17 protein-coding genes are annotated in these 13,541 nt (G+C 66.7%); 8 read left to right on the top strand and 9 right to left on the bottom strand.

Annotation, left to right across the window (positions count from 1 at the left end):
- The first annotated feature begins 58 nt into the window (after positions 1-58).
- From P5F91_RS20630 to P5F91_RS20610, 5 genes are all read left to right on the top strand, one after another.
- Positions 59-1,267 carry a TIGR03032 family protein gene (locus P5F91_RS20630; RefSeq protein ID WP_186454837.1) on the top strand — a complete coding sequence of 403 codons (1,209 nt, stop codon included), beginning with the start codon at positions 59-61 and terminating at the stop codon, positions 1,265-1,267.
- A 120-nt stretch (positions 1,268-1,387) separates the two neighbouring features.
- Entirely contained in the window at positions 1,388-1,936 is a 549-nt protein-coding gene (locus P5F91_RS20625; protein WP_145612087.1) for a phage tail protein, read from the top strand.
- 33 nt (positions 1,937-1,969) lie between these two features.
- Positions 1,970-2,518, top strand: coding sequence for a phage tail protein (locus P5F91_RS20620; RefSeq protein ID WP_145612086.1), 549 nt, complete (start codon positions 1,970-1,972; stop codon positions 2,516-2,518).
- 70 nt (positions 2,519-2,588) lie between these two features.
- Entirely contained in the window at positions 2,589-3,137 is a 549-nt protein-coding gene (locus tag P5F91_RS20615; RefSeq protein ID WP_145612085.1) for a phage tail protein, read from the top strand.
- A 12-nt stretch (positions 3,138-3,149) separates the two neighbouring features.
- Positions 3,150-3,722 (top strand): GNAT family N-acetyltransferase, encoded by a 573-nt coding sequence (locus P5F91_RS20610; protein ID WP_145612084.1) that lies wholly within the window; start codon positions 3,150-3,152, stop codon positions 3,720-3,722.
- Between the two features lie 21 nt (positions 3,723-3,743).
- Here the strand turns inward: P5F91_RS20610 and P5F91_RS20605 are convergent, their stop codons facing one another.
- From P5F91_RS20605 to P5F91_RS20580, 6 genes are all read right to left on the bottom strand, one after another.
- A complete protein-coding gene (locus P5F91_RS20605) occupies positions 3,744-4,046 on the bottom strand; it encodes a DUF6916 family protein (RefSeq protein ID WP_145612083.1) in 303 nt (100 codons plus the stop codon).
- Positions 4,047-4,130: 84 nt separating this feature from the next.
- On the bottom strand, positions 4,131-4,757 hold the full coding sequence (locus P5F91_RS20600; protein ID WP_277908144.1) for a hypothetical protein: 627 nt from the start codon (positions 4,755-4,757) through the stop codon (positions 4,131-4,133).
- Between the two features lie 15 nt (positions 4,758-4,772).
- On the bottom strand, positions 4,773-5,579 hold the full coding sequence (locus P5F91_RS20595; protein WP_145612081.1) for an ABC transporter permease: 807 nt from the start codon (positions 5,577-5,579) through the stop codon (positions 4,773-4,775).
- A complete protein-coding gene (locus P5F91_RS20590; protein WP_145612080.1) occupies positions 5,576-6,361 on the bottom strand; it encodes an ABC transporter ATP-binding protein in 786 nt (261 codons plus the stop codon). The genes P5F91_RS20595 and P5F91_RS20590 overlap by 4 nt, the downstream gene beginning before the upstream one ends.
- A complete protein-coding gene (locus P5F91_RS20585) occupies positions 6,358-7,296 on the bottom strand; it encodes a YVTN family beta-propeller repeat protein (protein WP_145612079.1) in 939 nt (312 codons plus the stop codon). Before P5F91_RS20585 ends, P5F91_RS20590 begins: the two co-directional genes overlap by 4 nt.
- A gap of 143 nt (positions 7,297-7,439) precedes the next feature.
- Positions 7,440-8,702: an ABC transporter substrate-binding protein gene (locus P5F91_RS20580; protein ID WP_277908143.1), complete on the bottom strand. Its 1,263-nt coding sequence runs from the start codon at positions 8,700-8,702 to the stop codon at positions 7,440-7,442.
- A gap of 265 nt (positions 8,703-8,967) precedes the next feature.
- Here P5F91_RS20580 and P5F91_RS20575 point away from each other — a divergent pair, with 265 nt between their 5' ends.
- From P5F91_RS20575 to P5F91_RS20565, 3 genes are read left to right on the top strand one after another with little or no spacing between them, the layout of a single operon-like run.
- Positions 8,968-9,972, top strand: coding sequence for an ABC transporter substrate-binding protein (locus P5F91_RS20575; RefSeq protein ID WP_145612077.1), 1,005 nt, complete (start codon positions 8,968-8,970; stop codon positions 9,970-9,972).
- Positions 9,969-10,736: an ABC transporter permease gene (locus tag P5F91_RS20570; RefSeq protein ID WP_145612170.1), complete on the top strand. Its 768-nt coding sequence runs from the start codon at positions 9,969-9,971 to the stop codon at positions 10,734-10,736. The genes P5F91_RS20575 and P5F91_RS20570 overlap by 4 nt, the downstream gene beginning before the upstream one ends.
- Positions 10,733-11,428 (top strand): ABC transporter ATP-binding protein, encoded by a 696-nt coding sequence (locus P5F91_RS20565; protein ID WP_145612076.1) that lies wholly within the window; start codon positions 10,733-10,735, stop codon positions 11,426-11,428. The genes P5F91_RS20570 and P5F91_RS20565 overlap by 4 nt, the downstream gene beginning before the upstream one ends.
- Here the strand turns inward: P5F91_RS20565 and P5F91_RS20560 are convergent.
- The 3 genes from P5F91_RS20560 to P5F91_RS20550 all read right to left on the bottom strand — a co-directional run bounded on the left by P5F91_RS20560 (position 11,425) and on the right by P5F91_RS20550 (position 13,433).
- On the bottom strand, positions 11,425-11,916 hold the full coding sequence (locus P5F91_RS20560; RefSeq protein ID WP_277908142.1) for an SRPBCC family protein: 492 nt from the start codon (positions 11,914-11,916) through the stop codon (positions 11,425-11,427). The genes P5F91_RS20565 and P5F91_RS20560 overlap by 4 nt on opposite strands.
- Entirely contained in the window at positions 11,900-12,286 is a 387-nt protein-coding gene (locus P5F91_RS20555) for an ArsR/SmtB family transcription factor (RefSeq protein ID WP_211106997.1), read from the bottom strand. The genes P5F91_RS20560 and P5F91_RS20555 overlap by 17 nt, the downstream gene beginning before the upstream one ends.
- 73 nt (positions 12,287-12,359) lie before the next feature.
- Positions 12,360-13,433 (bottom strand): LacI family DNA-binding transcriptional regulator, encoded by a 1,074-nt coding sequence (locus P5F91_RS20550; protein WP_145612074.1) that lies wholly within the window; start codon positions 13,431-13,433, stop codon positions 12,360-12,362.
- Positions 13,434-13,541: the final 108 nt, after the last annotated feature.

Below are 13,541 nucleotides of genomic sequence, written 5' to 3'. Positions count from 1 at the left end.
GCGCCATCAAACCAAGGGTAAAAAATCAAAATACTGGCCTGAAGGCATAGGGGTAAAGATGGCGATGACGCCCGAAGCGGGAACGGCGGTCAATGAAACGGCAGCGGACGTGACCAATTCCGTCCCCGTGGCCAGCCAGGACAGGATGGAGCCGCCCCGCTTTCTGCCATCCCCTGGTTTCGCTGCATGGCTGGCGGAGACGGGGGGCAGCCTGTTGATGTCCACCTACCAGTCCGCACGCCTGATTTTCCTCTATGAGACCGATGGCGGCCTGCATGTGCTTGACCGGGTGGTGGGCACGGCCATGGGCCTAGCGGTGGACACGGACAAAATCTGGCTGGGCAATAAGGAACAAATCTGGAAGTTCGCCAATACCGGCCCGGCGACGCTGGACAGCCTGCCCGTCGATGCCTTGTACATGCCGAGGAAGGGCTATTTCATTGGCCCATGCGATACGCATGACATGATCGCGAATGTCGATTTCAAGGGCGAGCGCCATGAACTCGTTTTCGCCAACACCAATTTCAGCTGCATCGCCGCATTGGACGACCAGTTCAACTTCCGGCCATTGTGGAAGCCCGACTTCATTTCCAGCCTGATGGCGGAGGATCGCTGCCACCTGAACGGCATCGGTGCCCGTGACGGCCGGGTGGTGTATGCGACCTTGTGCGGTCGCTCCGACACCACCTTCGGTTGGCGCGGCACCAAGAATGGCGGCGGCTTCGCCGTTGACGTGGAGACGGGCGAGATCCTGGCCCAAGGCCTGTCGATGCCGCATTCGCCCCGTTGGTATCGCGATCGGCTTTGGCTGCTGAATTCGGGCGATGGCCAGTTCGGTTATGTCGATGGCGAGCGGGGTGGTTTCGTCGCGGTGGCCGAATGCCCGGGTTTCGCCCGTGGCCTCAGCTTCGTGGGCGACTATGCCATCGTCGGCCTGTCGCAATTGCGCACCAACAGCTTCGCTTCGGGCATCGCGTTGAACGCCAAGCTCCAGGCTGGCAACATCCAGCAGCGCTGCGGCCTGCAGATTGTCGATTTGCGCACGGGCCATAACGCTCATTGGTTGACGATCAGCGGGCCGGTGACGGAACTGTACGACGTCGTGTTCAATGCCGGCGTCCGCCGGCCTTATTGCCCAGGTTTCCGGGACCCCGAACTGCACCGCCAGCGTGTACAGTTGCCAGACAACAGCTTTCCCCATCCCTATCGCGGCGTGCAGCAGCACTTTACCAAGCCGCCTGCCGGCCCGGAAAAATCTCAAGGATAAAGAGGTTGATCTATCCGAAGGGTTATACGCCCGCTGGCAGCAATTGCGCTGTGGACTTGACCTAAAAGTGTAGTTACTTCTATCGATGCTCGCTCAACACGAAAAGGGGAGGCTGTTCTCATGGAACCATTCGTGGGCGAAATCCGCATTTTCACCTGGAACTGGGCGCCTAAAGGATGGGCGCTATGCAACGGCGCGCTGTTGAACCTGCAGCAGAATATCGCGCTGTATTCCCTCATCGGTGTCTACTATGGCGGCAACGGGACCAGCAATTTCAATTTGCCGGATCTGCGTGGACGGACGCCGCGGCACCTCAGTCAGCAGATGCCCCAGGTGGGGCTGTCGGGTGGGGCGGAAACGGTGACGCTGACGACGGCGAGCTTGCCGGTCCATACCCATTCCGTGAACGTGATCAATGGCCCGGCCACGCCTCCGCAAACGGCAAGTCTGGCAAATCATGCCCTGGCCTCGGTCACGAAGGTCGCGACGAACGCCACGATCCCGGTCTACACCCCACCGACTGTGAACAGCCAGCCGGTGGCGACGGTGACCTTGCCCGCCGATACCCTCGCCACCAGCGGTGCCAGCGCCCCTGTCGCCAACATGCAGCCCTGGGTCGTAGCCAACTACTGCATCGCCCTGCAGGGCATTTTCCCGCCGCGCAACTGACCCCGCCACCGCACTTCGAAAGGGAGGGCACCGATGTCCGAATGCTTCCTGGGCGAAATCCGCATTTTCGCCGGCCCTTACGTGCCAGTCGACTGGGCGGCTTGCGATGGTTCCACGCAAAGCCTCAGTCAGAATCAGGCGCTGTTCGCGCTGATTGGCACGACCTACGGCGGGAACGGCGTTACCAACTTCAATCTGCCGGACTACCGGGGGCGCACACCGATCGGTCAAGGGCAAGGCACAGGCCTGACCAGCCGCGTGTTGGGTCAGAGCGGCGGCACGGAGACGGTCACGCTGACGCAGGCCAATACACCCGCCCACACCCACGGCTTCAGCGCCAGTACGGCGACCGGTTCCGATCTCAACGCTTCAGGTAACTTGGTCGCCTCCTATACCGCCACCACGAGCATCAAGGGCCTGTACACGTCCGACACCACGGCCACGACGGTACAGTTGGAGACGGGTGTCATAACCTCGGCGCTGGGTTCCGGCGGCGGAACGGTTCCGCATAACAACATGATGCCCTTCATCGCGGTGGGCTACATCATGGCCATTCAGGGCATCTATCCGTCCCGGAATTGACCCTCATGCCGACGCCGTCGCATGAGCGATGGCTTTCCCATGACGTTTCCCTTTTGGAAGGAATCTCACCATGGCTGATCCCTTCACCGGTGAAATCCGCGCCTTCGCTTTCTCCTTTCCGCCCGCCAACTGGTCGCAATGCAATGGCCAGCAAGTGCTGATTCAGCAGAACAACACGCTGTACGCCGTCATTGGCAACACTTACGGCGGCGATCTGCAGAACTATTACAATCTGCCCAATATGATGGGGTGCATTCCCATCGCCTACGGTTCAGGTCCTGGCCTGACGCCGCGCGACGCGGGCGAGAAAGGCGGTACGGACACGGTGGCGCTGACCAGTGGCAATTTCCCGCCCCATAATCATTTGGTGAATGTCAAAAACCCGAATACCGGCAATGCGGGATATGTATCGACTCCGACGGCGACGACCTACCTCAGCCGTCCAAACAACATGCTGCTGTATTCCACCACGGCGGTGACCCAAGGCGGCCCGACGCTGGCGGCGAATACGGTTGGCACTGTCGGCTCGGCAGCCATCGCCCCCCGTGCCAACGACCAGCCCTATCTGGTGGTCAACTTCTGCATCTGTCAGTTCGGTGAGTTCCCATCGCGTCAGTGAGGAAGGGGTTTGATGTCTTGCCTGCCTGAAGGGGCGGCGGCCGCCGTGGATGATGCCGCCCCGGTTCTGCCGCCCTTGACCTTGCCTGCCGACCTGGCGGCCCAGGGTCTGTCCTTGCGCGACCAGGGAGAGGGGGACGCGGACTTCGTGCGTGACCTCTATGTCTCGCACCGGTGGGAAGAGATGCAGGCCGCCCCTTGGACGGACGGTGAACGCCTGGCCTTCCTGCAGGATCAGGCGCGGCTGCAGGCGGCCCATTACGCCCTGCATTACCACGATGCCGATTTCATGATTGTGGAGAAGGATGGGCGGCCCATCGGCCGCCTTTACCTGTTCCGCCGCAATGTCAGGGATTTGCGTATCGTGGAAATCGGCCTGATGCCGGACTGGCGCGGCCATGGCCTGGGTGGCGCGCTGCTGGGTTGGGTACAGGGCTTGGCCCGTGAGGAGGGCTACGCCCAGTGCACCATCCATGTGGAGGGCAACAACCGCGCCCGGCGGCTATACCAGCGCCTGGGCTTTCAGGATGTGGAGCCCGTGGGCCCCTACTTCCTCATGGCCTGGCTGGCGGCACCAGCGGCGTGACCGTCGCCGGCCCACAGGTGGTCAGCTGAAGACCGCCTGGTAGAAATAGGTCCCGTCCTCGTTGCGCCCCAGCGGCACCAGGAAGATCTCCAGCGTGCCTAAGGTGGGGTGGGTCAAGGGATGGATGTGCTGGTTCAGCATCGTGTTCGGATCCGTTCCGTTGAATAAAAGAGAGAACGGATCGCGAAAGCGACCGGGCGCCGAACTCTTCTTACCATGATCAACCTTGGTCAGGATCAAGGTTCCTTGGTATTCTGGGTAGGTAACCGTGAATTCCTGATCGACCAGCGGCAGGAAATGCTGTGCCGTAAGTTCGCCGAGCATGGGCTTCCATCTTTTGAACTTGAAGGTGCGCCACTATAACATGCCGGTCATTGCAAGGAATGGAAAAACGGCAGGGCCGCTGCATCAGGATTGCAGCCGGTCATTCAGCACCCGGGCGTAGGTTCCCAGGCGCGCCTCCAATTCCACCGGCACCTCGCAGGTGTAGCGCAGCGTGCGCTCCACCTCCTCAAAATTGCGGATGAGATAGCCGCGGCGCTGCACGATCTCCGCCCGCTGCTGCTGCTTGTCCGGGTCGGTGGTCTCGGCCGGGATGGCTTGCAACTCGGTGGTGGCCTTGGACACCAGGTCGCCCATGTCGCGCTGGCGGTGCGCCAGATCCTGGATGCGGGTGATGACGCCGGCACGCTGGCTGTTGATCTCCTCGACGATGCCGGCGAAGACCTTGGGATAGAGGGTGGGCCGCTGGCCCTTGGGCACCTTGTCGGCGAAGCGGGTCAGGGCCTTCTCACCCTCATCCGCCGGGATCTCGCGCGGGGCCGTGGCCTGCACCACCGCCGCCACCCGCCTGTCGGCGCGCCAGTCCACATGCTCCGGCAGGGGCGGCCCGCCCCAGTAGGTGGCGGCCGTCAGTTGCGGCACCAGCCGCTGGTGGCAGGGCCAGTCGGGGTTGGCCTGGCCGGCCGGCGGGGGCGGGGCGGCCAGGGCGGAAGTCGACGCCAGGATAAGAGCAAGGCTCAGCAGCAGGCGCATGGGCAAGACCCTTCCTTATTCACCGCCGCCCCGGCGGGCCAGCAGGCCGCGGCCGGGGTCGTAGCCCCAGACCGCCAGGACCATGAACAGCAGCGTGGCCCCCGCCACCACCCCGGCCGACAGCGGCGCCATCTGGCCGTACAGCGCGAAGCGGATCAGCTCCGTCGCGTGGGTGAAGGGGTTGGCCTGGCAGATCCAGTACAGCGTCAGGCTGCTTTCCTTCACCCGCCACAGCGGATAGAGGGCGGAGGAGGCGAAGAACATGGGGAAGATGACGAAGTTCATCACCCCGGCGAAATTCTCCAACTGGCGGATGAAGGACGACAGAACCAAGCCCAACGCGCCCAGCATCAGGCCCGACAGGATCAGGGCCGGCAGCACCGAGAGATAGCCCAGCGGCGGCGGGTCGATTTCCCAGAACCAGGCGATGCCGAGGAAGATGTAGGCCTGCACCACCGACACCACCACGCTGGCCAGCAGCTTGGCCGTCAACAGGAACCAACGGGGGAAGGGGCTGACCAGCAGGGTCTTCATGCTGCCCATCTCCCGGTCGTAAACCATGGAAAGGGAGCTTTGCATGCCGTTGAACAGCTGGATCATGGCCAGCAGGCCGGGGGCGATATAGACCTCGTACGGGATATAGGTTTCATAGGGCGGGATGATGGAGACGCCCAGGACGAAGTGGAATCCCGCCGCGAATATGGCCAGCCACACCAGCGGCCGCACCAGGGCGGAAAAGAAGCGCCCGCGCTGCTGCGTCCAGCGCAGCGCCTCGCGCTTCACGATGCCGCCCAGGCAGCGGGCGTAGTGGATGGGGGTCATCGCGCGGCCCCCTCTTGATGCTGAGGTGTCCCTTGATGCTGACGTGTCAGGGTGTCGAAGGCGGCGCGCAGGGTGGGCACGCCGGCGCGGGCGGTCACCTGGGGCACGGGCCCCTGGTCCAGTACCTGGCCCTGGTGCAGCACGATGACCTTGGCGGTGTCGTCCGCCTCGTCGATCAGATGGGTGGCCCACAGCACGGCCATGTCCCGGCTGCGGCACAGGTGGCGGACATGGTCGATCAGGAAGCGGCGGCTTTCGATGTCCAGGCCCACGGTGGGCTCATCCAGCAGCAGCAGGGCCGGGTCGTGCACCAGGGCGCGGGCCAATTCCACCCGCCGCCGCTGGCCGCCGGACAGCTGGCGCACCCGGGTGTCCCGCCGGTCGGCCAGGCCCACGCGCTCCAGCTCCTCCTCAATGCGGATGCGGGCGCGGGAGCCGGCCAGGCCGTGCAGGCTGGCGTGATAGGCGAGGTTCTGCCGCACCGTCAGGTCCAGGTCCAGGGTGGGCTGCTGGAACACTACACCCATGGCGGCCAAGGCGGCGGAAGGCTGGCGGCGGATGTCGTGGCCGAAGACAGCGATGCGCCCCTGCCGGCTGTGGTACAGGCGGGTGATCAGGGCGAACAGCGTGGTCTTGCCGGCCCCGTTCAGGCCCAGCAGCACGGTGAAGTCGCCGGGGGCCAGGCTGAAGCCCACGTCGCGCAGGACTTGGCGTGGTCCGAAGGCGTGGCTGAGGCCGGAAACGTCAAGCGCCGCGGTGGTGACTTGGGGGGCTGGCGTCACGGCGCCACCACCACGCCCCAGGGCAGGCGGCCCACCGGCACCGACTTCACCACCTTCAGCGCGTCAACGTCGATGACCGACAGGTCGTTGCTGACGCCGTTGGTGGTGTACAGCCGCTTGCCGTCGCCGGAGAAGGCCAGGTTCCACACCCGCTGGCCCACCAGCAGGTACTTCTTGACCTGGTAGCTGTGGGTGTCGATGACGGCGATGCGGTTGGCGGGGCCCAGCGCCACGAACGCGGTGGTGCCATCGGCGGTCAACTGGATGCCCACGGGCTGGATGGATTCCTTCGGCACGCCCGGAATGTCGAAACGGATGGTCTGGATGACCTTGCGCTGGGCGGAATCGATGACGCTGACGGTGCCACCCACCTCGGCCGACACCCACACCAGCGACCCGTCCTTGGTCCATTGCGCCACGCGCGGCCGGCTGCCCACCAGCACGTTGGCCAGCACCTCATGGCTCTGCGTGTCGATGAAATGGGCCATGCTGGTGGTTTCCGACGTGTTCACCAGGATCTTGCCGTCCGGGCTGATGCCCATGCCCTCGGGCTCCACCCCCACGGGGATCTCGGTGACGATGCGGCCGGCGGCAATGTCCAGCACCGACACCATGTTGTCGTTCTCGTTGGACACGTACAGCGTCTTGCCGTCGGGGCTGAGGGTGAACAGCTCCGGGTCCGGGCCGCTGGGCAGGGTGCGGCTGACCGTCAGGCTGGCCAGATCCAGCACCTCGATATGGTCGGCGTCGCTGGTGCAGATGTAGAGAGACTTGCCGTCCTTGGACAGGGCGATGCCGCGCGGCCGGGCGCCCACCTTCACCGTCTTGACGACGGCCAGGGTACCGGCGTCCACCACCGTGATGGTGTTGTCCTTCTCATTGGACACCAGCAGCCGCTCGGCCATCGCGGGGGTGGTGGCCAATAGCAGGCCCATCGCGAGCAACAGGCCGGCGACTGCCGGCCCCGCAGCGTTTTGGGGAGCGGAGCGGACTGAAACGCGAGGGAGCCAAGCCCCCGGCTGGGGGCACCCGGCGTTTGAGGGGGCCTTTGATCGGATGCGATTAAAGGCCGCAAGCATCAACGTGGATGGCATGTCGTCTCCGGCTGGTCGGGACCCAGCGTGTCCAGTTCCGATGTCTCATGCAGGAAGCCTGGCTGCGGCGAGACCGACACCAGCGACCGCGCGTCGGCCAGCAGCACCGGCTGGCGCAGTTGTCCGTCCCAGGCGCGGAAGCTGAGCCGCGCACCCTTGAAGGCCGCCAGTTCGAACTCGGGCTTGCGCAGGTAGGCGGTCATGGCCGCCCCTTCCACGCTGCCGCCCCGGGTAGCGGCCTCGCCCAGGGCGCGCACCGCCATCCAGGCGCCGTAGTCCCGCTCCGTCATCCAGCGGCCGGCCTGCTTCAGGAAACGCGCCTGCAGTTGCGTGGCGCCCCATTGCTCGAAGGGGCGGGCCCAGGCGGCGGGCACCAGGCCCTGGGTGCCGGCCACGGGCCGGGGATCGGTGGCGCGATAGCCCAGGTCATCGCCGAAATTGTCGCCCTCATCCGCCACCACCAGCACGTCGTACTTGATGCCTTGGGTGAAGCGCGCCACCTCGGCCCCGATGGCGTAGTGGCCGGTGTCGGTGCGCCGGGCGCCGGGGTCATAGGTCCAAGGCTTGTCCGCCACGATCTTCAGGCGGAATTTGCGCGCCGATTTGCGCAGCGCGTCGGCATACAGCTTGTCCTCGGGGTTGGGGCCCGCCACCAGCAGGATGTCGCGCCAGTTCTTGATGGTCAGGTATTGCATCAGGGCGTCGGCCAACATGGCGCGGCTGGGCAGCAGGTGCAGGATGTTGCGCCGGCACTGCTCACCGCGCAGGGCGTCGTCGGTGCTGGTGGCGTCCAGCAGCGTGGCGTCCTTGGCTTCGGCCAGGTCGGCCAGGCGCAGCAGCAGGTCGGCCGGCACGTCGGTGACGAAGGCGCGGTAGCCTTGGGCCACCAGCCGCTTGAAGGCGGCAATCACGGCGTCGGCATCGGGCTCCAGCGCCTCTTCCAGGTGATAGGCCTGGTGGATGAAGCGGCCGGTAGTGATGTTGTCGGCCAAGCCCAGGCGGGCGCCTTGCACGCCCTCGTCCTCCGGTGGCTGGTCCAGGAAGCTTTGCGGCAGCACCCGCTTCTGCACCAGCGCCAGATAGGCGATGTTGGCGACGGGGTCGGGCTTCGCATCCGGCTTGGGCGCAACGGTGGCGGGCTTTGCCGCAGGCGGGGCGGCATGCGCCACCTGTCCGGCCAGCAGCAGGCCGGAAAGAAGCACGCCTATGGGATACACGCCTATCAGGCCATGGCGGCGGTTGGGCATCTCCGCCGTCTCCTTAAACGTCAGACCAGGGACCGCCGACCGATAATGGCCCGGGCCATCCGGGGCCGCCATAGGAAATCAGGGCCGGAAATCAGCGCGCTGTCTCATTCTATAGTCGTAGAGGGCCCGGGTTGACAGGGGTGAAGCCGGCGGCCCGATAATGGCGTTCGAAGCTAGGAACAGCCCAGGGCCATGGACAACCCAGGATTGAACTGGGTCCGGCACCCCGGCCGGGCGCGGAGGATGCCCCGATTTGGATGTCCCCATGACCATGACACGCCGCCGCCTGATGGCTACGGGGCTTGCCGCCTCGGTGCCCATGCGGGTCCGGGCCGCGGGTGCGCCGGCTTTGCGTGTCGGCATCCTGCGCTATGGCACCGTGTCGTGGGAACTGGACGTCATCCGCCGCCACGGGCTGGACGCGGCCCACGGCCTGGCGATCATCCCCCAGGAATTCGCCACCGGCCAGGCGACACAGGTGGCGCTGCAGGCGGGCCAGGTGGACACCATCGCCGTGGATTGGCTGTGGGTGGCGCGGCAGCGGACGACCCAGGAAGGATCGGGCGGCGGCGACTGGACCTTCATCCCCTTTTCCAATTCCGCTGGCGCGTTGATGGCCCCGGCGCAGGGGCCAGTGGCCACGGTGCCCGATCTGCCGGGCCGCCGCCTGGGCATCGCCGGCGGCGCGCTGGACAAGAACTGGCTGATCCTGCGCGCCTATGCCCAGCGCCAGGTCGGCATCGACCTGGACCGGACGGCGGAGAAAACCTTCGGCGCACCACCCCTGCTGGCCAACGCGCTGGCGGTCGGCCGGCTGGACGCCCTGCTGACCTATTGGCCCTTCGCCGCCAAGGGTCAGGCGGCCGGGCAACGCCGCCTGCTGACGGTTGAGGACGCGGTGACCGGGCTGGGCGTCCAGGGGACGCCGCCCATGGTGGGCTACGTCTTCTCCGAACGCTGGGCCAAGGCCAACAGCGCCGTGCTGGAGGGCTTCATCGCCGCCAGCCGCCAGGCGCGCGACCTGCTGGTCAAGGATGAGGCGGAATGGCCCAAGCTGCGCCCTCTGGCCGACGCCGGCAGCGACGCGGAGTTCGACGCCTTGCGCGACTGGTACCGGCGCGGCATTCCCCGCCACTGGGGGGCGGCGGAACAAGAGGCCGCCGCCCAGCTGTACCAGGTGCTGGCCTCGGTGGGCGGACCGGCGCTGGTGGGCGGCGGTGGCGACGTGCTGCCGGCCGGTACCTTCTGGCAGGCGACGCAATCTTGGTGAGTCGGGAGGCGGCAGGCCGGGGCCGGGCCTGGCTGATCCGCGCGCTGTCCGTCCTGGTCCTGCTGCTGGTGTGGGAGGCGGCGGGGCGGCTGGCGGCCAGCCCCCTGGCGCCGCCGGCCTCCACCGTGCTGGCCGTCATGGCGCGGGAGACGGCGTCGGGCGCCTTACCCCACCATGTCGGCATCACCTTGGCCCGGGTGGCGGTGTCCTTCCTGCTGGCCATGGGGGCGGGCACGGCGCTGGGCCTGGCCATGGGCTGGTGGCGCACGGTGGACCTGTGGCTGGACAGTGCGCTGCTGTTGCTGCTGAACCTGCCGGCCCTGGTGCTGATCGTCCTGCTCTACGTGTGGTTCGGCCTGACGGAGGCGGCGGCCATCACGGCTGTGGCGCTGAACAAGCTGCCCACCACCGCCGTCACCGTACGCGAGGGCGTGCGGGCCCTGGACGCGGAGTTGCTGGAGATGGGGCGGGTCTTCCGCTACGGCCGCGCGGCCACCCTGCGCCATATCGTGCTGCCGCAGCTGCTGCCCTACCTGTTCGCCGCCACCCGCTCCGGCCTGGCGCTGATCTGGAAGATCGTGCTGGTGGTGGAGCTGCTGGGCCGCAGCGACGGCGTCGGCTTCCAGATTCAGGTCTATTTCCAGCTGTTCGACGTGGCCCACATCCTGGCCTACGCCCTGGCCTTCATCCTCATCGTCCAGGTCATCGAATGGGCAGCCCTGCAGCCGCTGGAACGCCGAGCGGCGCGGTGGAGAGTGTCATGACCCGGCTCATCGTCGATATCCGTGAGAAGCGCCTGGCCGGCCGGCCGGTGCTGGGCGGCCTGGCCTTCAGCCTGGACGAGGGTGAGGTGACGGCCGTGGTCGGCCCCTCCGGCTGTGGCAAGAGCACGCTGCTGCGCCTGGTGGCCGGGTTGGACCGCGAGGTTACGGGCACCGTGCGGTGGAGCGGGGAGGGCGCGCGCCCGGTGCCCAACCTGGGTGTCGTTTTCCAGCAGCCCCGCCTGCTGCCCTGGCGCACCGTGCGGCAGAACCTGGCCCTGGCCGGTGCCGACCCGGCGGAGGGCGAGCGGCTGCTGGAGCGCTTGGGCCTGGCGGCCCAGGCGGACGTCTGGGCCTCGCAACTGTCCTTGGGCATGGCGCGGCGCCTGGCGCTGGCCCGCGCCCTGGCGGTGGATGCCCAGGCCCTGCTGCTGGACGAGCCCTTCGCCTCCCTGGATGAGGGCAACCAGCGCCTGGCCCGCGCCGTCCTGGCGGAACAGCTCCTGCGCCGGCCTGTGCCCACGCTGCTGATCACCCACGACCTGGCGGAGGCGGTGGCCCTGGCCCATCGCGTGCTGGTGCTCTCACCCGGGCCCGCCCGCCTGCTGTTCGACCAGGCGGTGCCACCCGGGGTCCGCACCGATCCCGCGCTGGCGGCCGCCACCGTGGCGGCCTTGCGTGACCTGGCCCGTTAGGGCAGATCGCCCGTGCCGGCAAGCAGGTCGCCCAGCTGCGCCAGCTGCTCCGGCAGTGCCGCCGCCGAGCCCTGCAGCGCTTCCTCAAGCGCCTCCTTGGACGGATAGGCTTCGTGGAAAGTCAGCAGCGTCTTTCCGCCCAGGTCCTGAAAAGTCACGGTGGTGATCGCGCCCTCTTCGCCCTCGTCGTTGGTCCAGACGATGCGCTCGTTGGGCACCACCTCGATATACTTGCCGTAGAAGGCCATGGTGTCCGAGCCGCCGGCGGCGAATTCCAGGCGATACTTTCCGCCGGTACGCACGTCCAGCTCGCACGATACGAGAGAAATGCCAGGCACCGATTTCGGCACCCACCAACGCCGGAACAGCTCCGGCTGGCTCCACGCCCTGTAAACCACGCTCGGCGGCGCGTCGAATGTCCGCGTCACGACCAGTTCGCGATCGCCCCTGCGCTCGACTGACGTGGGGTTGTCACCGTGCTGAGTCATCGCTTTCCTCCCGTTTCATCTCACTGATGATCTCGTCCAAGGCGTCGAAGCGCGCCTCGAAGAGCTTGCGGTGGGTCTCGATCCACTCGGCCTCCGCCGCCAGGCCGCGTTTTCCAAGCGCGCAGGTCCTTACCCGTCCGACCTTCCGCGTGATGACGAGCCCCGCCCGCTCCAGAACCTGGATGTGCTTCTTCATGCCGGTCAGCGTCATCCGGAATTGGTCGGCGAGACTGGTGATCGACGCGTCCCCGCGGCCAAGCTGATCGATGATCCCGCGGCGGGTCGCATCGGATAGCGCCGCGAACGAGAGGTCGAGGGGAGGATTTATACACTGAACCATGTGGTTCAGTGTATGGCCGGCGCGCACCATGCGCAAGCGTTCCGAACGTCATCGCCCTGAACCGATCATTCACTTGTGGGGCCGGCTGCTGACGCGGCTGGTCCTAGCCCGCCTTCCTGGTGCGGCGGCGCGCCGGGTTCTGCGCTTTTGGCCGGGCGGTGGAGGCACGCACCACCAGGTCATGCGATACCAGCCGGTGGGGCACGGTGGCGTCGCCGCGCGGGCGTTCCATGAGGCGGGAGATCAGCAGATCCGCCGCCTCCTCCCCCAGCTTGCGCATGGGCTGGCGCACGGTGGTTAGCGGCGGCCAGGTCATGCTGGCAATGGGGCAATCGTCGAAGCCGGCCACTGACAGGTCGTCGGGCAAGCTCAGGCCCCGCGCCTGGGCCACGACGATGACGGCGGCCGCCATCTCGTCATTGCAGGCGAAGATGGCGGTGGGCGGCTCCGGCAAACTCAGCAGCCGCTCGGCGCAGGGTAGGGCGGAGGGGAAGGTGAAGGCGCCCTGCTCGATCAGGTCCGGATCCTCGGCGATGCCCAGCTCCGCCAGCGCGTCGCGATAGCCCAGGTGGCGGCGCTCGGTGGCGCCGTGGTTGGCGGGGCCCTTGATCAGGCCGATGCGGCGGTGGCCCAGCGACAGCAGGTGGCGGGTCAGGGCCGCCGCCGCCTGCCGCTCGTCGATCCAGACGGAGGAGAAGGTGTCGCCGCCGCTTTCCGCCGTCACCCGCACCAGGGGTATGCCGCTTTCCGTCAGGACCGACAGCACGCGCGGCTCGTCGGTGATGGGGGCGGTCAGCACCACGCCGTCGGGGCGCAGCCAGTCCAGCACGGCGCGCACCCGCCGTTCCACATCTTGGCCGCGATAGTCGATCTCCTCGATCAGCAGGTGATAGCCCCGGGCGCGGCAGCGGTTCAGCAGTCCCACCTGGATTTCCATGGTGTAGGGGCCGGCGGGGTCGCCGTAGAGGTGGCCCAGCAGATAGGATCGTTTGCCGGCCAGCGTGCGCGCCGACATGTTGGGGTGATAGCCCAGGTCATGGATGGCCTTCATCACCTTGTCCAAGGTGGCGCGGTTGACGTAAGGCTCGCCGTTCAGCACGCGCGACACGGTCTTGATGGAAACCCCGGATTCACGGGCGACGTCGATGATCGTCGGTTTCCGGGCGTCATTCCCCATGTGGCATCGCTCCCCTCGGCACCAGCTGTCACTACTCCTGTAATGGCACAAAAAAGAAAGGGCGGCACGATCGCAATCATGCCGCCCGGAGTGGGCGCATAGTCCCCG

Source organism: Nitrospirillum amazonense (assembly GCF_029594735.1).
Taxonomy (GTDB): Bacteria; Pseudomonadota; Alphaproteobacteria; order Azospirillales; family Azospirillaceae; genus Nitrospirillum; species Nitrospirillum amazonense.
This window is presented reverse-complemented; position numbering and strand designations above follow the sequence as displayed.

Excerpts from the sequence above, each read along its gene's own strand:
- P5F91_RS20630 (WP_186454837.1), top strand. The coding sequence starts at position 59 with ATGGCGATGACGCCCGAAGCGGGAACGGCGGTCAATGAAACGGCAGCG.
- P5F91_RS20625 (WP_145612087.1), top strand. The coding sequence starts at position 1,388 with ATGGAACCATTCGTGGGCGAAATCCGCATTTTCACCTGGAACTGGGCG.
- P5F91_RS20620 (WP_145612086.1), top strand. The coding sequence starts at position 1,970 with ATGTCCGAATGCTTCCTGGGCGAAATCCGCATTTTCGCCGGCCCTTAC.
- P5F91_RS20615 (WP_145612085.1), top strand. The coding sequence starts at position 2,589 with ATGGCTGATCCCTTCACCGGTGAAATCCGCGCCTTCGCTTTCTCCTTT.
- P5F91_RS20610 (WP_145612084.1), top strand. The coding sequence starts at position 3,150 with ATGTCTTGCCTGCCTGAAGGGGCGGCGGCCGCCGTGGATGATGCCGCC.
- P5F91_RS20605 (WP_145612083.1), bottom strand. The coding sequence starts at position 4,046 with ATGCTCGGCGAACTTACGGCACAGCATTTCCTGCCGCTGGTCGATCAG.
- P5F91_RS20600 (WP_277908144.1), bottom strand. The coding sequence starts at position 4,757 with ATGCGCCTGCTGCTGAGCCTTGCTCTTATCCTGGCGTCGACTTCCGCC.
- P5F91_RS20595 (WP_145612081.1), bottom strand. The coding sequence starts at position 5,579 with ATGACCCCCATCCACTACGCCCGCTGCCTGGGCGGCATCGTGAAGCGC.
- P5F91_RS20585 (WP_145612079.1), bottom strand. The coding sequence starts at position 7,296 with ATGGGCCTGCTATTGGCCACCACCCCCGCGATGGCCGAGCGGCTGCTG.
- P5F91_RS20580 (WP_277908143.1), bottom strand. The coding sequence starts at position 8,702 with ATGCCCAACCGCCGCCATGGCCTGATAGGCGTGTATCCCATAGGCGTG.
- P5F91_RS20575 (WP_145612077.1), top strand. The coding sequence starts at position 8,968 with ATGACCATGACACGCCGCCGCCTGATGGCTACGGGGCTTGCCGCCTCG.
- P5F91_RS20565 (WP_145612076.1), top strand. The coding sequence starts at position 10,733 with ATGACCCGGCTCATCGTCGATATCCGTGAGAAGCGCCTGGCCGGCCGG.
- P5F91_RS20560 (WP_277908142.1), bottom strand. The coding sequence starts at position 11,916 with ATGACTCAGCACGGTGACAACCCCACGTCAGTCGAGCGCAGGGGCGAT.
- P5F91_RS20555 (WP_211106997.1), bottom strand. The coding sequence starts at position 12,286 with ATGGTGCGCGCCGGCCATACACTGAACCACATGGTTCAGTGTATAAAT.
- P5F91_RS20550 (WP_145612074.1), bottom strand. The coding sequence starts at position 13,433 with ATGGGGAATGACGCCCGGAAACCGACGATCATCGACGTCGCCCGTGAA.